Here is a 19037-nt window from a genome sequence, read left to right on the forward strand (position 1 = left end):
TTCCCTCCCTACTGCGCGTAGACCTTCTCCACGAACTCGCCGAGCAGGTCGTCGCTGAGGTGATGGGCCAGATCCGCCTCGGAGATCATTCCGACCAGCTGCTTGTTCTGGTCGATCACCGGGAGCCTGCGGATCTTGTGCTCCTCCATCTCCCGCAGGACGTCCCTGACATCGGCGTCCGCGGGGATCCAGCGCGGGGTGCCCTTGGTGAGCGCGCCGACGGGAGTCCCCGAGGGGTCGGCGTTCTCCGCGACGCATCCGATGACGATGTCGCGGTCGGTCACGATGCCGCACAGCCGCTCGTTGGCGTCGCTGACCGGCAGGGCCCCCACCTCCAGGTCCCGCATCAGCTGGGCGGCACGCAGCACCGTCTCGTTCTCCGGTATCCACTGCGCGCCCGGGTGCATGATGTCCGCTGCCTTCGTCATGGTGTACCTCCTGCCAGGCCCACCGGCGGTGGATCCGGCCCCGTGGGCCCCATCGGTCCGGCGTCGCCGCGGCTGGCGCACACGGCGCCCCCTGCCTTCATTGTCACCACCGCCGCACGGCGACGTCATGTCGAGCCCGGCGGCGGCTGTCGGTGCCCGGTGCCAGACTGAGTAACGAGGCAGTACCGGACAGAACGAGGCAATCACCGGCAGAACACTTCCGCGCAACTCTCCTGCGCCTTCGCGCCCGACCGTCGAAGGAGCACCCCATGCTCACCACCGATTACGTCCCCGGCGCCCCCAACTGGCTCGATCTGGGCGCCCCCGACACCGAAGCGGCCGTGGCCTTCTACGGCTCCCTGCTGGGCTGGCGCTTCGAGTCGGCAGGCCCCGAAGCGGGCGGGTACGGCTTCTTCACCCTGGACCGGAAGACCGTCGCGGCCGTCGGGCCGCTCACCGAGGAGGGCGCGCGCCCCGCCTGGACGCCGTACTTCCACACCCCCGACGCCGAGGCGACCGCCAAGACCGTCGAGCAGGCGGGCGGCACGGTGCGGCTCGCTCCGTTCGACGTCTTCGAGGAAGGGCGGATGGCCCAGTTCACCGACCCCGGCGGGGCCCGCTTCGCCGTCTGGCAGCCCGGCAGGACGGCCGGGCTGGACGCGGTCACCGACCCGGGCACCCTGTGCTGGACCGAGCTGCACTCCCCCGATCCCGCCAAGGATCTCGCCTTCTACCGCAAGATCTTCGGCTGGGACACCGAGGAGATGTCCTTCCCCGGCGGGTCGTACACGGTGCTGATGACGTCCGGCGCCGGCCGGGAGGGCTCCTTCGGCGGCGTCGCCCAGCTCCAGGAGGGGCATTCGACACCGCCGCAGTGGCTGCCGTACTTCGAGGTGACGGACTGCGACGCGGTGGTGGCCAGGGGGCAGGACCTGGGCGGCTCGGTGCTGATGCCGGCCATGTCGGCCGAGGGGATCGGCCGGATGGCCTGGCTGGCGGACGCGGGCCGGGCACCGTTCGGCGTCATAGCGAGCGGCGGCCCCGGAGCGTAAGCGCTGCGCTCGCTGGGCGGTCGCGATACCTCTGTGCCGCGATACGTCGTGGATCGGCTGCTGCGCCGTTGTGGCTAGGCGCGCAGTTCCCCGCGCCCCTGCGGGGCGCCGTTGTGGCTGGGCGCGCCCCGCGGCGGAGCCGCATATCGATACAGCCCCGCGCCCCTTCGGGGCGCTGGTGTCAGGCGCGTGGGGTGACCTTGGTGAGGCCGTTGATGATGCGGTCCATGGCGTCACCGCCCGTCGGATCGGTCAGATTCGCCAGCAGCTTGAGCGTGAACCGCATCAGCATCGGATGGGTCAGCCCGCGCTGTGTCGCCAGCTTCATGACCTTCGGGTTGCCGATCAGCTTCACGAACGCCCGGCCCAGCGTGTAATAGCCGCCGTAGGTGTCCTTGAGCACCTTCGGGTACCGCTGGAGGGCCAGTTCGCGCTGGGAGGCGGTGGCGCGGGCATGGGCCTGGACGATCACATCCGCGGCGATCTGTCCGGATTCCATCGCATAGGCGATGCCCTCACCGTTGAACGGGTTGACCATGCCGCCCGCGTCCCCGACGAGCAGCAGCCCGCGGGTGTAGTGCGGCTGACGGTTGAAGGCCATCGGGAGCGCGGCGCCGCGGATCGGACCCGTCATGTTCTCCGGGGTGTAGCCCCAGTCCTCCGGCATCGAGGCGCACCACGCCTTGAGGACCTCGCGCCAGTCGAGCTCCTTGAAGGAGGACGAGGTGTTGAGGACGCCCAGGCCCACATTGCTCGTGCCGTCGCCCATGCCGAAGATCCAGCCGTAGCCGGGCAGCAGCCGGTCCTCCGCGCCGCGCCGGTCCCACAACTCCAGCCAGGACTCCAGGTAGTCGTCGTCATGGCGGGGCGAGGTGAAGTACGTCCGCACGGCCACGCCCATCGGACGGTCCTCGCGCCGGTGCAGTCCCATGGCGAGCGAGAGCCGGGTGGAGTTGCCGTCGGCGGCGACCACCAGGGGCGCGTGGAAGGTGACGGGCGTCTTCTCCTCGCCCAGCTTGGCCTCGACCCCGGTGATCCGGCCGGTGCGCCCGTCGATGATCGGGGCGCCCACGGTGCAGCGCTCGTACAGCCGGGCCCCGGCCTTACTGGCCTGCCGCGCCAGCTGCTCGTCGAAGTCGTCGCGCTTACGGACCAGGCCGTAGTTGGGGTACGCGGCCAGCTCCGGCCAGTCGAGCTGGAGCCGCACCCCGCCGCCGAGGATCCGCAGGCCCCGGTTGCGCAGCCAGCCCGCCTCCTCGGAGATGTCGATGCCCATGGAGACGAGCTGCTTGGTGGCGCGCGGGGTCAGGCCGTCACCGCACACCTTCTCGCGCGGAAAGGCCGTCTTCTCCAGCAGCAGCACATCCAGCCCCGCCTTGGCGAGGTAGTACGCGGTGGTGGAGCCGGCCGGTCCGGCGCCGACGACGATCACATCGGCGCTGCGCTCCGAGATCCCGGAGGACGCGCTCTCGGTGGGTGCGGTCTCGCTCACGCGGGGTCTCCCCAAGCCTCGGTAACGGCGTGCCGGTCACGCCGGGCACTGGACAGCTTGCAGTCTATGGGGGCGGTCTTACGGCTTGTACGCCCGGTGGAGGGCCACCACACCGCCGGTGAGATTGCGCCAGGCCGGGCGCTCCCAGCCCGCCGACCGCAGCCGCGCGGCCAGACCGGGCTGGTCCGGCCAGGCGCGGATGGACTCGGCGAGGTAGACATACGCGTCCGGGTTGCTGCTGACCGACGTCGCGATCGGCGGCAGCGCGCGCATCAGGTACTCGGTGTAGACCGTGCGGAACGGCTGCCATGTGGGATGGCTGAACTCGCAGATGACGACCCGTCCGCCGGGCCGGGTCACCCGCAGCATCTCGGCCAGCGCCCCCCGCGTGTCCTGGACGTTCCGCAGCCCGAAGGAGATGGTGACGGCGTCGAAGACCCCGTCCGCGAAGGGCAGCCGGGTCGCGTCGCCCGCCGTCAGCGGCAGCCCCGGATGGCGCTTCTTGCCCTCGCGGAGCATCCCGAGCGAGAAGTCGCACGGCACCACGTACGCGCCCGCCTCCCGGAACGGCAGCGAGGACGTCCCCGTACCGGCGGCGAGGTCCAGCACCCGCTCACCGGCGCGCGCGTCCACGGCCCGGGCCACGGCCTTGCGCCACAGCCGGGCCTGCCCGAGCGACAGCACATCGTTGGTGAGGTCGTATTTGGCCGCCACGTCGTCGAACATGGCGGCGACTTCGTGCGGCTGCTTGTCCAGGGATGCTCGGCTCACGCCCCCATTGTTCACCTCGCGGGCCCCGCGCCCCCGCCCGGGGCCCGGCGTGCCTCAGCGGCGCCGGTGCACCAGCCGCCCGGCCACCACCGTGGCCAGGCAGGCGCCGTCCGCGTCGAAGACGGCCAGGTCGGCGCGGCCCGCCGGGGCGAGGGCGGGCGGGCGCGGCCGGTCCAGGACGGCGATGCCGCCCCGGTGGGCGGCCGGGCGCAGCTCGGCGTCGGCGAGGTGCAGGGCGAGGACGGCGGTCGCGCCGCGCCGCAGCAGGGCGTGGATCCGCTCGCGCGGGCTGGGCGCGTCCGGCACCGGGCCCTCGTGGACCAGGGCCGGGCCGAGCTCCCCGGGCCACTCCCGCACCCGGGCCCGCGGATAGCTCTCGCGCAGCTCCGCCAGGGGGCCGATGGCCGCGATGCGGTCGCCGTCGACCGCGACGGCCGCGTCGTGCAGCGGCGCCGCGTCGCCGGGGGTGATCCGGACGACGGGCGCCGCGTGGAGCGTGAGCATCAGGACGCCTGGATCACCGTCAGCTCGGGGTGGGCCGTGCCACCCTCGATCGCCGTCGAGGACAGGTGCGAGACGACGTGGTCGTCGACCGGGTCGTTCGCCGGGTCGTCGTGCACCACCAGGTGCTCGTACGTCGTGGCGCGCTGCGCGGGGACCCGCCCGGCGGCGCGGATGAGGTGGAGCAGCTCCATCCGGTTGGACCGGTGGCGGGCGCCCGCCGAGGAGACCACGTTCTCCTCCAGCATCACCGAGCCGAGGTCGTCCGCCCCGTAGTGCAGGGCCAGCTGGCCGGCCTCCTTGCCGACGGTCAGCCAGGAACCCTGGATATGGGCCACGTTGTCGAGGAAGAGCCGCGCGATGGCGATCATCCGCAGGTACTCGAAGACGGTGGCCTGCGTCTGGCCCTTCAGATGGTTGTTCTCGGGCTGGTAGGTGTACGGGATGAAGGCGCGGAAGCCGCCCGTCCGGTCCTGTACGTCCCGGATCATGCGGATGTGCTCGATCCGCTCGGCGTTGGTCTCGCCGGTGCCCATCAGCATGGTGGAGGTGGACTCCACACCGAGGTTGTGGGCGATCTCCATGATCTCCAGCCAGCGCTCACCGGACTCCTTCAGCGGCGCGATGGCCTTGCGCGGCCGCTCGGGCAGCAGCTCGGCGCCCGCGCCCGCGAAGGAGTCGAGACCGGCCGCGTGGATGCGGCGGATGGCCTCCTCGGCCGAGACGCCCGAGATCCGCGCCATGTGCTCGACCTCGGAGGCTCCCAGCGAGTGGATCACCAGCTGCGGGAACGCCTGCTTGATCGCCGCGAAGTGCTTCTCGTAGTACTCCACCCCGTAGTCCGGGTGGTGGCCGCCCTGGAACATGATCTGCGTGCCGCCCAGCTCGACGGTCTCAGCGCAGCGGCGCAGGATGTCGTCGAGGTCGCGGGTCCAGCCCTTCGCGGTGTCCTTCGGAGGGGCGTAGAAGGCGCAGAACTTGCACGCCGTCACGCAGACGTTGGTGTAGTTGATGTTCCGTTCGATGATGTACGTCGCGATGTGTTCGGTGCCCGCGTAGCGACGGCGCCGGACCGCGTCGGCCGCGGCCCCCAGCGCGTGCAGCGGAGCCGAGCGGTAAAGGTCGAGCGCCTCTTGCGGGGTGATCCGACCCCCGTCGGCGGCGCGGTCGAGGACAGCCTGCACCTCTGCGTTTGCGGTCACCGGGGCGTACCTTTCGGAGGTTTATGGGTGGACCGAGCCAGACTACGCCAGGGCCTGTACGCCCGTACGAGTACGTGCCAGGCACACCTGTGGCCCCTCCTGAACCCGCCGCGCCCGTCGCTCCGCGCTCATTTGAGCTTGCGGAGGGTGCCCGTGGGATCGCCCGCCTGTTCGTCCTTCGCCTGGTAGCTGATCGTCCCGTCGGAGGTGAGCGTGAAGTGCTCGTCCGTCGAGGCGTCGCTGCACCCCTGCTGGGGCTCGGACCCCTTGAGGCGCGCGTCGAGGTGGAGCTGTTTCGGAGCCGCCGAGACCAGCTTCCAGGTGCTGTCGCAGCGCAGCACCGACAGCTTGACCCGGCCACTGGCGACGTCCTGCCCGGTGTGCCCCTGCCGGAAGGTGATGGTCAGGGTGCCCACCGGGATGCCCGAGTCGGAGGTCAGATCGCCCTGCCAGGTGCCGATGAACTTCTTGGGCACATCGCCCTTTTCTGAGCCGGTGTCCCCGGCTCCCGGCTGCTGTTCCGTGGCGGACGGACGGGCTCCCCCGGCGTTCTGGTCGGAACTGTCGTCGGAGCCGCCGGGGAGCACCTGGAAGAGCACGGCGGCGGTCGTCGCGGCGGCCAGCGCGCCCGCGACGGAAAGCACCAGCGTGCAGCTCAGCGCCTTGGGGCGCTTCTTACCGCCGACGGCGGCGGAGAGCGAGACGCTGCGGCGGCCGACCGGCTCCGACGACGGCGGGGCGGGGAGCGGGTGGGCGGCGGGCCGGTCCCTCCCGGGCAGCCCGTCGGCGTACGACGGGTCGGGCGGGCCGAAGGCGCCGAGCATGGGCGCGGCCGGGGCCGGGCCCACGGCCGGGGTGGGCGGCGGGGTCGGACGGTCCTCGGCGGACGGTGCGGCGTCGGACGGCTCGACGGCGGACGACTCCGTGGCGGACGGGGCGGCGTCGGACGGGCGGGCGTCGGACGGGCGGGCGTCGGACGGCCGGGGCGCGGACGGCTCGGGCGCGGACGGCGCGGGCGCGGACGGCGCGGGCGCGGACGGCGCGGGCGCGGACGGCGCGGCGACGGCCTCCGCCTCCAGGTCGAGCAGCTCCACCACCTGCCGGCTCACCCGCTCGACCAGCGCCCCCGGCAGCCAGCCCGGCCGCGCCAGCCCCGAGGCGCCGTCCTCCGGAGCGAGGCGCCGCACGATCTGCTCGGGGGTCGGGCGGTCGGCCGGGTCCTTGGCGAGGCACGCGGCGACCAGATCACGCAGCTCCCCGGTCAGCTCGCGGCCGAACCGGGGCTCGTCGTGCACCACCTTGTACAGCAGCGCGGCCGAGGTGTCGCCCGGGAACGGCGGCTCACCGGTCGCCGCGTACGCCAGCACCGCGCCGAGCGAGAAGACATCGGCCGCGCCCTCGACGTTCCCGCCCAGGATCTGCTCGGGCGCCATATAACCGGGCGAGCCGATGGAGGCGCCGGTCGAGGTCAGCGACACCGTGCCCTCGGTGGCCCGGGCGATGCCGAAGTCGATCAGCCGCGGACCGTCGAGCGCGAGCAGCACATTGGACGGCTTGACGTCGCGGTGGACCAGGCCGAGGGCGTGCACCGCGGCCAGTGCCTCGGCGAGCCCCGCGCCCAGCGCCCGCACCGACGACGCGGGCAGCGGCCCCTCGTCGGACACGGCCTGGTTGAGCGGAGGGCCCGCCACATAGCCGGTGGCGACCCACGGAATGCCTGCTTCCGGGTTGGCGTCCAGGACCGGTGCGGTGAAGGCACCGCCCACCCGGCGCGCGGCGTCGACCTCGCGCCGGAAACGGGCGCGGAACTCCTCGTCCAGCGCGAAATGGGCGTGCACGACCTTCACCGCGACCGTGCGCCCGCCCGCGCTGCGGCCCACGAAGACCCGGCCCATACCGCCCGAACCGAGCCGACCGAGCAGCCGATAGGCGCCGATGACCTGCGGATCGTCCGCTCCCAGCGGATCCATCGCGTTGCCTCCCCCTCCGTGCGCCGGTCCAGCTTAGGGGGTGTTCCGGCCATCCACCGCAGGTCGTGCGGCCGGGAAGGTCAGCTCAGCAGCTCGACCCGGACGTCCGCGGGGTATCCGGTCGTCGGCCCCGTACGGCGGGCGAACTCGGCGATGCCCTCCAACTGCGCCTGGCCGAGGCTGAAGTCGAGGGTGGTGAAGTAGCGCTCCAGCACCGACGCCTCGAGCTGCTCCCAGCGCGCCGCCTGCTCGGCGACCTTGCCGACCTCCTCCAGGGAGAGGTTCCGCGAGGACAGGAACGCCTCGTGGACCTGCCGGACGATCTCCGGCTCCCGCTCCAGATACTCGCGGCGGGCGGCCCACACCGCGAAGACGAAGGGGAGTCCGGTCCACTCCTTCCACATCTGGCCCAGGTCGTGGACCCGCAGGCCCAGCCGGGGCGCGTCATGGAGGTTGGCCCGCAGCGCGGCATCGCCGATCAGCACCGCCGCCTCGGCCTCCTGCATCATCAGGCTGAGGTCGGGCGGGCAGGTGTAGTAGTCGGGGGCGAGTCCGTACCGCTCGGCGAGCAGCAGTTGGGCCAGGCGTACGGAGGTGCGCGAGGCGGAACCGAGTGCGACGCGCGCCCCGTTCAGCTGCTCCAGCGGCAGCTGCGAGACGATCACGCAGGACATGACCGGCCCGTCACAGCCCACCGCGATGTCCGGGAGCGCGACGAGATCGTCGGCATTGCGCAGATACTCCACCAGGCTGATCGGGCCGATGTCGAGATCGCCACGGACCAGCAGGTCGTTCAGGGCGTCGGGAGACGCCTTGGTGAGGTCGAAATCCAGGAGGGATCCGGTCCTGGCGAGGCCCCAGTACAACGGCATGCAATTGAGGTACTGGATGTGCCCCACTTTTGGCCGACTCAGCCGATGGCCGCCGGGCGGTCTGAGGCTTTCCGAGGCGTCCTGTGTACTCCGCGAGGGGGAACTCGGTGAATTGTCCACGTCTCGGAGGCTAGCCCCGCTCGCCCCGGGTAATGGCGGCGGGGTGGTCCGGTAGCCTTGTGCTGACTGGCACGTACCCGCTCGACCTGCGATCTTATCCACCTCAGAGGCCCGGGAAACCCCTCGTTTTCGTGATCTTCGGCTCTTTCCTCGCGCACACGGAGCGTGCTAGGCTCGCCGCAAGTTGCAGTTTGGTTTCCTTGCAGTACAGAGCCTGCGGAGCATGTAACCGCAGGCTTTTGTAGTTTTCAGACTTCTTGCAGGTTCTGGAGCAGGGCAACCCTTTGGCCCAAGGAGGGCTTATGGCTACCGGAACCGTCAAGTGGTTCAACGCCGAGAAGGGCTTCGGCTTCATCGCCCAGGACGGCGGCGGCCCCGATGTCTTCGTTCACTACTCCGCGATCAACGCGACCGGCTTCCGTTCTCTCGAGGAGAACCAGGCCGTGACCTTCGACGTCACCCAGGGCCCGAAGGGCCCGCAGGCGGAGAACGTCAGCGCCGTCTGATCACAGCAGCACCACCCAAGGAGCCCTGCTCCCCGCCCAGCGGGGAGGCGGGGCTCCTGCCTTTTGGGCCTCCTGCCTCGGGCTCCCCCGGCCTCGTGCCTTGGGGCCCCTGGCTTGGGGGCCCGTGGCTTGGGGCCCGTGGCTTGGGGGCCCGTGGCTTGGGGGCCTGTGACTCCTGGCCCCGTGCCCGGATGTGTTCAGTCCTCCAGCAGCCGGAAGTCGGCGAAGTCGAAGCCCGGGGAGACCACACAGCTCACCAGGACCTCCTCGTCCGCCTCCGGACGGGCCGCCTGCCAGACGCCCGGCGGGATGACGACCTGGGGGCGCTGGCCGGAGGCGACATCGGGGCCCAGGAGCACCTCGGTGGGGACCGCCTCCGGGGCGTCGCCCATACCGGCCAGCCGCAGCCGCAGCGGGCCGCCGCTGTGCCACAGCCACAGCTCGGCCGAGCGCACCACATGCCAGCGGGACTCCTCACCGGGAGTCAGCAGGAAGTAGATCGCCGTGGCGGTCGCGCGCTCGCCCTCGTACCCCGACGGCCGCACCGTGACATCGCTGCGCCAGGTCTCCCGGTACCAGCCGCCCTCCGGATGGGGCTCGAGTCCGAGCCATTCGGCCGTCGCGGGCCGTCGGGTCGTGGCCATGTCGCTCCCCGCTCTCACACGTCCGTTCGGGCCCGTCGAGGATAGCCCGTAGGACCCGGCACCTCCTCAGGGCCGCTCACCGCCGCCCCTATGGCGCTCATGTCGTCCTTATAGCGCTCATGTCACCCTTACGGTGCTCACGCCATCCCTACGGTGCTCACGCCATCCCTACGGTGCTCACGCCGTGTAGGGGCCCCGCGACGCACCGCTGACGCGGCGCCCCCGCTCGGGCTACGGTTTTGACCATGGGGCACGGGCGGCGGACGGTGACGGTGCACCATGTGCGGGCCGCGCTGCGCGGTGCGCAGCGGCTCGGCCTCGACACCGTCCCCCTGCTCCAGCGGGCCCGGATACCCCCGCTGCTGCTCACCGACGACCGCGCCCGCGTCTCCCCGGAGCAGTTCGCCCGGCTGGTGCGCGCCCTGCACCGGGCCACGGGGGACGAGTTCCTGGGGCTGGGGACCGTCCGCAGCCGGCCCGGCACCTTCGCGATGATGTGCTACGCCGCACTGGGCTGCCCCGACCTCGGCACCGCGGTGGAGCGCGGCGCCCGCTTCTACCGGCTCTTCCCCGGCGGCCCCGATCTGGCCCTGGAGCGCGGCGCGGGCCGGGGCCGGGAGGCGGTGTTCGCCCTGCGCGGCGGGCTGGGCCCGCATGGGGACGCCCTTGCGGCGGCCGAGAGCCATATCGTCGCCGAATGGCTCATGCTCGTCTGGCACCGGGTCGCGGGCTGGCTGATCGGGCGCCGGATCCCGCTGCTGTGGGCCCAGTTCGCGTACCCGCCGCCCCCGTACGCCGAGGACTACGAACCGCTCTTCGGCTGTCCGCCCCGGTTCGGGGCACCGCGCACCGCGGCCGGTTTCGACCGCCGCTGGCTGACCGCCCCCGTCGTCCAGGACGAGGCCACGCTCCAGACGCTGCTGCGGCACGCGCCCGCCGGGCTGCTCAGCCGCCGCGACTACGGGACGACCGTCGCCGAGCAGGTGCGGCACGTGCTCACCTGCGCGCTGCGGACGCGCGGCGGCCCGGCCGACGGCCCACGCGCCCGGCACACCGCGCACCTCCCGGAGCTGCCCGAGGTCGCCGCCCGGCTGGCGGTCAGCCCGGCGACGCTGCGGCGGCGGCTGCGCAAGGAGGGCACGTCCTTCCAGGAGCTCAAGGACACCGTGCGGCGCGACGAGGCGGTCAGCAGCCTGGCCGAGGGGGCCGAGCCCATCGCCGACCTGGCCTTACGGCTGGGCTTCTCCGAGGACACCGCGTTCCACCGGGCGTTCCGGCGCTGGACCGGGACAACACCGGGCGCATACCGACATGAGACGTGGAGTCAGCACATCTGAGCGCCGCGGTCAGCCACAGACGCCCCGCTCATCCCTACGGTCCTCGCAGAGCGACTCAGCATCACCAAGGCGCACCGCCCGCACCGTTGGGAGAGCCGTATGCGCATCCGCACCACCGTGCTCGCCAGCCTCGCCGCCCTCGCCCTGACCTCGGCGCTGTCCGCCGCCCCGGCCGCCGCCGCATCGGGCACCCCGGCCGCCGGCACCGGCAGACCCGGCGACATCGTCACCTCCGCCCCCACCGCCTTCCACACCCAGCCCGGGGTGCCGACCGCCGCCAAGGCATGGCACATCACCTACCGCTCCACCACCGCCACCGGCCGCCCCGACGTCGTCTCCGGCACGGTCCTCGTCCCCGACGACGGCAAACAGGGTCCCCGGCCGCTCCTCACCTGGGGCATCGGCGCCGTGGGCCTCGCCGACGACTGCGCGGTGTCCGGCCGGTTCCCGCGGGGCACCTCGAGCGAGGCCCAGCTGATCGACCTCGCGCTGCGCCGCGGCTGGGCCGTGGCCGTCACCGACTACGAGGGCCTGGGCACCCCGGACGACCACACCTATACGGTTGGCCGGTCCGAGGGCCATGCCGTCCTGGACGCGGCGCGCGCCGCCCAGCGGCTTCCGGAGGCCGGGATCTCACCGGACGCGCCCGTGGGCATCATGGGCTACTCCCAGGGCGGCCAGGCGGCCGGCTGGGCCGCCGAACTGCACTCCTCGTACGCCCCCGAGCTGCGGCTGAAGGGCACGGTCGCCGGAGGCGTGCCCGCCGACCTGCCCACGACGCTGGAGTACAACGACGGCGGACCGGGGGCCGGGCTCGCCCTTATGGCGCTCACCGGACAGGACGCGGCCTTCCCCGCGCTGCGGCTCGACTCGTACCTCAACGACCGGGGCCGCGGCTATGTGGACTTCATGAAGCGGAACTGCGTGCCGCTCAGCACCATCGGCGGGCTCTTCCGGCACAGGTCCGAGGTGACCGTAAGGGACCCATTGGCCAGTCCGGCCTGGCAACTCGCGCTGCGCGGCTCCTTCTTGGGCACCCGCTCCCCCGATCACCCCGTCTACCTCTACCAGGGCACGGTGGACGAGCTGATCCCGTACCGGGTCGGCGCGGCGCTGCGCGACCGCTGGTGCGCCCGGGGCGTACCGGTGGAGTGGAGGGACTATCCGCTGGACCACGTCACCACGGCGGTGACCGGGATACCGACGGCCCTGGAGTGGATGGCCGGACGGCTGGCGGACGAGCCGACGCGGGGCAACTGCGCCGCGTAACCCGTCAGCCGGTCCGCTCGGGCGACCACCCCTGCCCCTGGAGCAGATTCCCCAGCCCGGCCCAGGCGAAGTTCATCAGGGTGGCCGCGGCCTCCTTGGCCGACGGCCCACCCGCTCGCCCGTCCGCCGTCCAGTCCGCGAGCGACTCGGCCGCGCCCACCAGCGCGTGCGCGAGCCCGGACACCTCGGTGCCCGCGAGGGTCCGGGCGCGCACCGCCCCGCGCGCCTGCTCCCGCGCCGCCGCGCCTATCAGCTGCGTCACGAACTCCACGATCTCCGCCCGCATCGCGACCACTTCGCGGGCGAAGGACCGCCCCTGCGTACGGGCCTGCACATGCAACAGCGTCCAGCCGTCGGGATGTTCGGCCGTGTGCGCGAAGAAGCCGCTCAGCCCGCTCCACAACTGCCGGTCGGCGGGCGCGTCCCGCTCCACGGCGGCCCGGACCGCGGTCACCAGCGCCGCGGCCTCCCGCCGTATGCACGCCGTGAACAGGTCGTCCTTGGAGTTGAGATAGAGATAGACCAGCGGTTTGGAGACCCCGGCCAGCTCGGCGATGTCGTCCATCGAGGCGTTCTGATAGCCGCTGCGCGCGAAGGCCCGCACCCCCGCGTCCAGCATCTGCTGCTCCCGCACGGCCCGTGGCACGCGCTTGCTCCCCGTCGCCCCGCCCACGCAGGCCGCCCCCTTCGATCGTGCCCCCGCACACATATCGCGGACAAGCCTACGTGGGACCGCTGTCAGCGCTCTTGCCACGGCCGCCCGACGACATCAAAGTTTCAACTGACCACGCACCGTGCCCCGTTCAGCTCCGTAACGCAGTGCCGCGAAGGAGAACGAACGATGCCGAACCGCCGTCGCACGCTCGCCGCGCTGACCGCGCTGGCCGCCGCACCGCTCCTCCCCGCCCGCGCGGAAGCCCGTTCCCCGGAACCAGGCGTCCCGGCGCCCGGCGCCCCTCAGCCCGGCTCCTCGAAGGCCCGTTCCCCGGAAGCCCCCGCCGGACGCACGGCGCCCACCCACGCACGCCTCGTCGCCGCGGAGCGCGTCGACGAGCGCGTCCTTGACCTGACGATCGACTCGCCCGCGCTGGGCCGCGAGGGCCACGCCCGCGTGCTCCTCCCCACCGGCTACGACCGCAGACCCCACCACCGCTGGCCCGTCCTCTACCTGCTCCACGGCTGCTGCGACCCGGGCCCCGGCTGGGAGGCATGGACCCGCAACACCGATGTCGAGGCCATCACCGCCGCCACCCCGGCGCTGATCGTCTCCCCCGAGGGCGGCCCCGCCGGCTTCTACTCCAACTGGTGGAACGGCGGCCACTACGGCCCGCCCGCCTGGGAGACCTTCCACCTGGCCGAGGTGCGCCCCCTGCTGGAGCGCGCCCTGCGGGCCAACGGCCGCCGGGCGATCGCCGGTCTGTCCATGGGCGGCTTCGGCGCCCTCTCCTACGCCGCCCGCCACCCCCGCCTCTTCCGCGCGGCGGCCTCCTTCAGCGGCGTCATCCACACCGCCCTGGACCCCGCCGGAATCCAGAACATCATCACGGGCCAAGGCGCCGACCCGACGGCCCTCTGGGGAGACCCCACCGCCCAGTCCGCGCTCTGGGACGCCCACAACCCGTACGCCCTGATCCCCCGGCTCCCCCGCGGCTACCCGCTCTACGTCGCCTGCGGCAACGGCACCCCCGGCCCCCTCGACCCGCCGGGCCGCCCCGAGGACGCCCTGGAGCGCGGCCTCGGCGAGATGGCCCAGCGCTATGTGCGCCGCGCCCGCGCCCACGGCCTGGCCGTCACCGGCCACCTCTACGGCCCCGGCACCCACACCTGGCCCTACTGGGAGCGTGAACTCACCCACGCCCTCCCCCTGCTCACCGCCCGGCTCGGCTGACAGGCGAGGTTTGCTACGGTCGGGAGGAACCCGACGAGACGCGCCGTACCGGGACCCGCAAAGACGACGCACCCCCGTAATCGAGGCTTCACGGAGGTGCCGTCATGGCATGGGTCCTGCTGCTCACGGCCGGGCTGTTCGAGATCTGCTGGTCGATCGGCATGAAGCTGAGCGACGGCTTCACCCGGCTGTGGCCCAGTGTGTTCACCGTCGCCGGTCTGATCGTCAGCATGGGGCTGCTCAGCGTGGCCGTGAAGAGCCTGCCCATCGGCACGGCCTACGGCGTCTGGGTCGGCATCGGCGCGGTCGGCACGGCCCTGCTGGGCATGCTCCTCTTCCACGAACCGGTCACCCCGGCCCGGATCTTCTTCCTGCTCCTGCTGGTGGCGGCCATCGTCGGCCTGGAGGCCACGGCGGGCGAGTGAACGGCACGGTGCCCCCGGACCGGGAGAGGTCCGGGGGCACCGCCCGTTGCTCGGGGCGGGTGTTACGCGGCGGCCAGCTGGGGCTCCGGCTCGTCGTGGTCGTCCAGCGGGGAGGCGCTGGCGTGGGCGTACGCCTCGTGGTCGAGGATCTTCTCGCGGGCCGAGACGAGCACGGGTATCAGCCACTGCCCGGCCACGTTCGTAACCGACGCTTCGGACTCGCGAAGCGGCTTCGGTCGTCAGGGAGACCCGCACCGAAACCGACGCCCTGGCCGTATGGAAGGACGAGGACATGCAGAACCTCGAACGCCGCCGGGCCATCGTGGCGAGTGTCACCGTCCACCACGGCCGATAGCGGAGCGCGTGCTCCGGCGGCGGTACCCACCGGGCGAGGATTTCAGCGATCCACTCCGGTGGTTCCCAAGGCCAGGTCTGATCATGCTCCCGTCATGACGGCACCTGCGGTCGTATGCCTGGAAGGCCCGGCGACGCTACGCCCGGACCGATCCACTGCCGCTAGTTGCGCTGTCTCTTGAGATTGGTGCCGTCTGCGGGACTCAGGGGGTGCCAGCGCGGGTGCGGATCTGCTCGGCCAACCGCTCCATTTCGGCCGCCGTCGCGGGTGAGAGGTTGTTGAGGCTGCTCTGCACCGCTGCGGGGCTCTTCAAAAAGGCGCGGATCCCGGCAACGAGGAATCCTTGCGGCAGGGTCCGCAGCGCGCCGAACGCGCGGGGCACCGGCCGCGTCCCCATAGCGGCGAGGTTGCACCGCATCCGGTAGAGCATGGCGCGGACCGCGTCCGGGTCGGCGGCCAGTGCCGCCGGTCCGCCCGCCGCGTGGACCGCCTGCCCGAGCGGGACTTCGAACGCGGCGTGGGTCTTGAGCCACGTATCGATGCGCGGTTCGGCCTTGGCGTTGATCCCGGCGGCACGGAACGTCCTCACGATCCGTTGCAGGCGCTGGGTGGTACGGCCGTCGCTCTCGCCGATCGGCATCGCGACCCGGCGGGTCATGGCGGTGGTCTTGCGGTAGCGGACCACGTCGCCGTCCATCGTGCCGGCTGCCGTGGGGAAGCCGAGCAGCACCCGGTTGTCGCCGATCACCGCACCCAGCGACTCCGGGCCGGCGGCCCAGTTGTGGAGGAACAGCACGTCGCCTTCGACGGGGGCGAGTGACTCCAGCACCGCGTCGACCTGGTGGGCGCGGACCAGGACGGTGATCAGGTCGTACGCGCCGTCCGGGTGCTCGACCACCGGTATCGGCACCCGCCGGATGGCCTGGCTGCCCGCCTCGGCGAGCTGCACTCCGTGCTCGCACAGGGAGGCCAGTCGCTCACCCCGGGCTAGGAGTGAGACGTGATGGCCAGCCTCGTGCATGCGGGCGGCGAACAGGCTGCCGAGAACCCCGGCGCCGTACACGAGCAGTTTCATGACACATCTCTTTCATACGTACGCTTAATTCATACGTTCGTTTCATTCAAGCATATGTATAGTCCACGCTGTGGCAACACCAGACACCCGCACCCAGATCCTCGACGCGGCCGAGCAGCTCTTCGCCGAGCACGGATTCCGGGGCACCTCAATCCGTGCGGTCACCAAGCTCGCCGGCGCGAACCTGGCCGCTGTCGGCTACCACTTCGGCACCAAGGCCGATCTCCTGGCCGCAGTTGCCCGTCGCGTGATCGAGCCCATCAACGCTGCACAGAGCGCCGGGCTCGACACTCTGCTCGCCCGCACCGCCGACCCACAGGTCAGGGAGCTCGTAGAGGCGTTCATCGGGCCGCTGGTCGACGGAACGCCAACCGGCGGCGAGGGTAGCGCCCGGACATCCCGGCTGCTCGTGATGATCCTCAGCGACCCGGCCGAGGAGGTCCGCAGCTGGGCCGGACCGGCCCAAGACGAGGTCCGCGAGCGCTACCTCGCGGCCTTCGCGCGCACGCTGCCCGGCCTGTCCCCACAGGAACTGCGCTTCCGGATGCGGGGGCTCGTCGCCGTGACGGCCGTCGACCGCGCCGAGGTCTACCAGCAGCCCTCCCCGAGCTGCGCGCCCCCGGCAGAGGGAGAGGAGGCCCGGAGGTGGGCGGTCACGTTCCTGACGGCAGCGATGAGCGCGCCCCCCACCCCGGCCCTCCCGTAGTGGAGCGCTGCGCCGTCTCTGGAGACTGGTGCCGTCTGCGGGACTCAGAGGTCGCCGTTGAACTCCTGGTGGAGGTCGCGCGCCGGCCTTCGCCGCCATCCCGCCAGGGCACACACCCTTCGGTGACCGCGTGCACGCTGAAACTGATGAGCACTCAGGGCTGCTGTCCTGAAGGGCCAATATGGCGAGGCATCCCAACGCCCCGCTGACGCCGAAAGGGCGTCGCCGACTCTGTGAGCGCGTGGACGCCGGGCGCCCGATCTCGCACGTCGCGGCCGAAGCCGGGATCTCCCGACGCTGCCTGGCCAAGTGGTACTCCCGCTGGAGCGCACACGGCGAGAACGGGCTCCTCGACCGCTCCTGCCGACCGCTCACCAGCCCGGCCCGCACCTGCGAACCGTTCTCCGACCTGATCTCGATCCGCCCACCGGCGAGCAACTGCGCGAAGCCATCCGCTACGAGTACGAACGCGTCGGCGACCTGGTCCACGTCGACGTCAAGAAGCTCGGTCGCATCCCCACGGGCGGTGGGTGGCGGATGCACGGCCAGGGGAGCGACGCTGCGCGGGCCTCCAACCGAACCGGCCCCGGCGCCGGGAAGGTCGGGTACACGTACCCGCACTCGGCTCGACGATCACTCCAGGCGCGCCTACACCGAGGCCAAGGATGACGAGAAGGCGGTGACCGCGGTCGCCTTCTGGCACCGCGCCGTCGCCTTCTTCGCCGCCCACGGCATCACCCCGATCCACCGGTGTCTCACTGACAACGGCTCGTGCTACCGGTCCACGACCTGGGCCAACGCGCTCGCCACGACCGGCACGAGGCACAAGCGGACCCGGCCCTACGGCGTATGTGCGCGACTACACGTCCGAGCACGAACGCCCCGTCGCGCTCGCCGAGTTCGTGAACTACTACAACCACGAGCGACCGCGCACCACGCTCGGCGGCCGACCGCCCGTCAGCCGGACCGATGGAAGCGACTCCCGCCTCGTCTTCGGCCAGCCGCCCGAACCGCTCGTCGACATCCCGCAGCAGCTCACCTTTGAGAACCTCGTGTAACCAACGTCCCGAGACACCACATCTAGGCAGCAGCCGCGACCGGCTGCGGCTCGGTCTCCGAGTCCTTCACGTCAACGCTCTTCACGTTGTCGTACGCGTCACGATCGAGGATTCCCTCACGCGCGGCCACCAGCAACGTGCATACCGATTGTCCAGCGACGTTGGTGGCGGTCCGCATCATGTCCAGGACCGGGTCGATGGCCATCAGCAGGCCGACGCCCTCCAGGGGCAGCCCCAGGGTGGAGAGGGTCAGGGTCAGCATGACCGTGGCGCCCGTAAGGCCGGCGGTGGCGGCGGAGCCGATCACCGAGACGAAGGCGATCAGGAGGTAGTCGCCGACGCCGAGGTTCACGTCGAAGATCTGGGCGATGAAGATCGCGGCGATCGCGGGGTAGATCGAGGCGCAGCCGTCCATCTTCGTCGTCGAGCCGAAGGGCACCGCGAAGGAGGCGTACTCCTTGGGGACGCCGAGCCGCTCGGTGACCTTCTGGGTCAGCGGCATGGTGCCGACCGAGGAGCGGGAGACGAAGGCGAGCTGGATGGCGGGCCAGGCGCCCTTGAAGAAGTTCAGGGGGTTGACCTTGGCGACCGTCGCGAGCAGCAGCGGGTAGACGCCGAACATCACCAGCGCGCAGCCGATGTAGATGTCGGCGGTGAAGGTCGCGTACTTGCCGATCAGGTTCCAGCCGTAGTCGGCGATGGCGGTGCCGATGAGGCCCAGGGTGCCCAGCGGGGCGAGGCGGATGACCCACCACAGGGCCTTCTGGAGCAGTTCGAGCACCGACTGGCTCAGGGTGAGGATCGGCTGGGCCTTCTCGCCGAGCTGGAGGGCGGCGACGCCCGCGACGGCGGCGATGAAGACGATCTGCAACACGTTCAGCTCGGTGAACGGGGTGATGACGTCGGTCGGCACGATGCCGGTGAGGAAGTCCAGCCAGGAGCCCGCGTGGTCGGGCTTGGCGCCGTCCTTGGGGGTCAGGTCGGTCCCGGCGCCCGGGTTGGTCACCAGGCCGATCGCCAGGCCGATGGCGACGGCGATGAGCGAGGTGGCCATGAACCACAGCAGGGTGCGGGTCGCCAGCCGGGCGGCGTTGTTGACGTTCCGCAGATTGGTGATCGAGATCAGGATCGCGAAGAACACCAACGGGGCGACGGCCAGCTTCAGCAGCTGGACGAAGATGGTGCCGATCTTGTCGAGCGTGGTGACCAGCCAGCCGACATCACCGCTGCGGGCGATCCAGCCGAGCACCACACCGAGGACGAGGCCCAGCAGGATCTGCGCCCAGAAGGGCACCTTGGGCAGGCGGAAGGACGACGACCCCTGGGGGGACGCCTTGAGGGCGGACGACAACGGACACACTCCGGT

18 protein-coding genes, 2 pseudogenes and 1 riboswitch are annotated in these 19037 nt (G+C 71.7%); of the genes and pseudogenes, 8 read left to right on the top strand and 12 right to left on the bottom strand.

What is annotated here, in order from left to right:
* Positions 1 to 8: 8 nt before the first annotated feature.
* Positions 9 to 428: a CBS domain-containing protein gene (locus ABD329_RS24280; RefSeq protein ID WP_198279838.1), complete on the bottom strand. Its 420-nt coding sequence runs from the start codon at positions 426 to 428 to the stop codon at positions 9 to 11.
* 269 nt (positions 429 to 697) lie between these two features.
* Between ABD329_RS24280 and ABD329_RS24285 the strand changes: the two genes are divergently transcribed.
* Positions 698 to 1480: a VOC family protein gene (locus ABD329_RS24285; RefSeq protein WP_198279839.1), complete on the top strand. Its 783-nt coding sequence runs from the start codon at positions 698 to 700 to the stop codon at positions 1478 to 1480.
* Between the two features lie 181 nt (positions 1481 to 1661).
* Here the strand turns inward: ABD329_RS24285 and ABD329_RS24290 are convergent, their stop codons facing one another.
* The 6 genes from ABD329_RS24290 to ABD329_RS24315 form a co-directional block, all read right to left on the bottom strand.
* The gene (locus ABD329_RS24290; protein WP_198279840.1) at positions 1662 to 2972 is read right to left on the bottom strand and encodes a geranylgeranyl reductase family protein; all 1311 of its coding nucleotides are present in this window, start codon (positions 2970 to 2972) and stop codon (positions 1662 to 1664) included.
* A 78-nt stretch (positions 2973 to 3050) separates the two neighbouring features.
* Positions 3051 to 3743, bottom strand: coding sequence for a demethylmenaquinone methyltransferase (locus ABD329_RS24295; protein ID WP_198279841.1), 693 nt, complete (start codon positions 3741 to 3743; stop codon positions 3051 to 3053).
* A 54-nt stretch (positions 3744 to 3797) separates the two neighbouring features.
* Positions 3798 to 4247 carry an imidazolonepropionase-like domain-containing protein gene (locus tag ABD329_RS24300; protein ID WP_344316892.1) on the bottom strand — a complete coding sequence of 150 codons (450 nt, stop codon included), beginning with the start codon at positions 4245 to 4247 and terminating at the stop codon, positions 3798 to 3800.
* Complete coding sequence (gene mqnC / locus ABD329_RS24305; RefSeq protein ID WP_198279843.1) at positions 4247 to 5446, bottom strand: cyclic dehypoxanthinyl futalosine synthase; 1200 nt, start codon at positions 5444 to 5446, stop codon at positions 4247 to 4249. The genes ABD329_RS24300 and mqnC overlap by 1 nt, the downstream gene beginning before the upstream one ends.
* Positions 5447 to 5574: 128 nt before the next feature.
* A complete protein-coding gene (locus tag ABD329_RS24310; RefSeq protein ID WP_344316893.1) occupies positions 5575 to 7416 on the bottom strand; it encodes a serine/threonine-protein kinase in 1842 nt (613 codons plus the stop codon).
* Between the two features lie 80 nt (positions 7417 to 7496).
* The gene (locus ABD329_RS24315; protein ID WP_198277868.1) at positions 7497 to 8315 is read right to left on the bottom strand and encodes a menaquinone biosynthetic enzyme MqnA/MqnD family protein; all 819 of its coding nucleotides are present in this window, start codon (positions 8313 to 8315) and stop codon (positions 7497 to 7499) included.
* A gap of 395 nt (positions 8316 to 8710) precedes the next feature.
* Here ABD329_RS24315 and ABD329_RS24320 point away from each other — a divergent pair, with 395 nt between their 5' ends.
* Positions 8711 to 8914, top strand: a complete 204-nt coding sequence (locus ABD329_RS24320; protein ID WP_030834854.1) for a cold-shock protein — start codon at positions 8711 to 8713, stop codon at positions 8912 to 8914.
* Between the two features lie 197 nt (positions 8915 to 9111).
* On the opposite strand, the gene ABD329_RS24325 is transcribed toward ABD329_RS24320, so the two are convergent.
* A complete protein-coding gene (locus tag ABD329_RS24325) occupies positions 9112 to 9558 on the bottom strand; it encodes a cupin domain-containing protein (RefSeq protein ID WP_198277867.1) in 447 nt (148 codons plus the stop codon).
* Between the two features lie 245 nt (positions 9559 to 9803).
* Between ABD329_RS24325 and ABD329_RS24330 the strand changes: the two genes are divergently transcribed.
* Together ABD329_RS24330 and ABD329_RS24335 are read left to right on the top strand one after the other, a co-directional pair.
* Positions 9804 to 10895, top strand: a complete 1092-nt coding sequence (locus tag ABD329_RS24330) for an AraC family transcriptional regulator (protein ID WP_198277866.1) — start codon at positions 9804 to 9806, stop codon at positions 10893 to 10895.
* Positions 10896 to 10994: 99 nt separating this feature from the next.
* Entirely contained in the window at positions 10995 to 12164 is a 1170-nt protein-coding gene (locus tag ABD329_RS24335; protein WP_198277865.1) for a lipase family protein, read from the top strand.
* 4 nt (positions 12165 to 12168) lie between these two features.
* On the opposite strand, the gene ABD329_RS24340 is transcribed toward ABD329_RS24335, so the two are convergent.
* Positions 12169 to 12873, bottom strand: coding sequence for a TetR/AcrR family transcriptional regulator (locus tag ABD329_RS24340; protein WP_198277864.1), 705 nt, complete (start codon positions 12871 to 12873; stop codon positions 12169 to 12171).
* 132 nt (positions 12874 to 13005) lie between these two features.
* On the opposite strand from ABD329_RS24340, the gene ABD329_RS24345 reads away from it, so the two are divergent.
* A complete protein-coding gene (locus tag ABD329_RS24345; protein WP_344316895.1) occupies positions 13006 to 14052 on the top strand; it encodes an alpha/beta hydrolase in 1047 nt (348 codons plus the stop codon).
* Between the two features lie 7 nt (positions 14053 to 14059).
* Positions 14060 to 14125, top strand: a riboswitch (guanidine-III (ykkC-III) riboswitch).
* A gap of 31 nt (positions 14126 to 14156) precedes the next feature.
* On the top strand, positions 14157 to 14477 hold the full coding sequence (locus ABD329_RS24350) for a DMT family transporter (protein WP_198277862.1): 321 nt from the start codon (positions 14157 to 14159) through the stop codon (positions 14475 to 14477).
* Between the two features lie 62 nt (positions 14478 to 14539).
* Here ABD329_RS24350 and ABD329_RS24355 read toward each other — a convergent pair.
* Both ABD329_RS24355 and ABD329_RS24360 read right to left on the bottom strand, forming a co-directional pair.
* Positions 14540 to 14683 (bottom strand): annotated as a pseudogene (locus tag ABD329_RS24355) (dicarboxylate/amino acid:cation symporter); the annotation flags it as partial.
* 351 nt (positions 14684 to 15034) lie between these two features.
* On the bottom strand, positions 15035 to 15907 hold the full coding sequence (locus ABD329_RS24360) for a ketopantoate reductase family protein (protein WP_198277861.1): 873 nt from the start codon (positions 15905 to 15907) through the stop codon (positions 15035 to 15037).
* A 70-nt stretch (positions 15908 to 15977) separates the two neighbouring features.
* Here ABD329_RS24360 and ABD329_RS24365 point away from each other — a divergent pair, with 70 nt between their 5' ends.
* A complete protein-coding gene (locus ABD329_RS24365; RefSeq protein ID WP_198277860.1) occupies positions 15978 to 16613 on the top strand; it encodes a TetR/AcrR family transcriptional regulator in 636 nt (211 codons plus the stop codon).
* Positions 16614 to 16794: 181 nt separating this feature from the next.
* Positions 16795 to 17671 (top strand): annotated as a pseudogene (locus tag ABD329_RS24370) (DDE-type integrase/transposase/recombinase).
* A gap of 22 nt (positions 17672 to 17693) precedes the next feature.
* Here the strand turns inward: ABD329_RS24370 and ABD329_RS24375 are convergent.
* Entirely contained in the window at positions 17694 to 19022 is a 1329-nt protein-coding gene (locus ABD329_RS24375) for a dicarboxylate/amino acid:cation symporter (RefSeq protein WP_198277859.1), read from the bottom strand.
* Between the last annotated feature and the right edge of the window lie 15 nt (positions 19023 to 19037).

The sequence above is a fragment of the Streptomyces javensis genome (assembly GCF_039525925.1).
GTDB classification, from domain to species: domain Bacteria; phylum Actinomycetota; class Actinomycetes; order Streptomycetales; family Streptomycetaceae; genus Streptomyces; species Streptomyces asiaticus.

Coding starts and splice junctions, on each gene's coding strand:
- ABD329_RS24280 (WP_198279838.1), bottom strand. CDS start 428: ATGACGAAGGCAGCGGACATCATGCACCCGGGCGCGCAGTGGATACCG.
- ABD329_RS24285 (WP_198279839.1), top strand. CDS start 698: ATGCTCACCACCGATTACGTCCCCGGCGCCCCCAACTGGCTCGATCTG.
- ABD329_RS24300 (WP_344316892.1), bottom strand. CDS start 4,247: ATGCTCACGCTCCACGCGGCGCCCGTCGTCCGGATCACCCCCGGCGAC.
- ABD329_RS24310 (WP_344316893.1), bottom strand. CDS start 7,416: ATGGATCCGCTGGGAGCGGACGATCCGCAGGTCATCGGCGCCTATCGG.
- ABD329_RS24320 (WP_030834854.1), top strand. CDS start 8,711: ATGGCTACCGGAACCGTCAAGTGGTTCAACGCCGAGAAGGGCTTCGGC.
- ABD329_RS24325 (WP_198277867.1), bottom strand. CDS start 9,558: ATGGCCACGACCCGACGGCCCGCGACGGCCGAATGGCTCGGACTCGAG.
- ABD329_RS24330 (WP_198277866.1), top strand. CDS start 9,804: ATGGGGCACGGGCGGCGGACGGTGACGGTGCACCATGTGCGGGCCGCG.
- ABD329_RS24335 (WP_198277865.1), top strand. CDS start 10,995: ATGCGCATCCGCACCACCGTGCTCGCCAGCCTCGCCGCCCTCGCCCTG.
- ABD329_RS24340 (WP_198277864.1), bottom strand. CDS start 12,873: ATGTGTGCGGGGGCACGATCGAAGGGGGCGGCCTGCGTGGGCGGGGCG.
- ABD329_RS24345 (WP_344316895.1), top strand. CDS start 13,006: ATGCCGAACCGCCGTCGCACGCTCGCCGCGCTGACCGCGCTGGCCGCC.
- ABD329_RS24350 (WP_198277862.1), top strand. CDS start 14,157: ATGGCATGGGTCCTGCTGCTCACGGCCGGGCTGTTCGAGATCTGCTGG.
- ABD329_RS24360 (WP_198277861.1), bottom strand. CDS start 15,907: ATGAAACTGCTCGTGTACGGCGCCGGGGTTCTCGGCAGCCTGTTCGCC.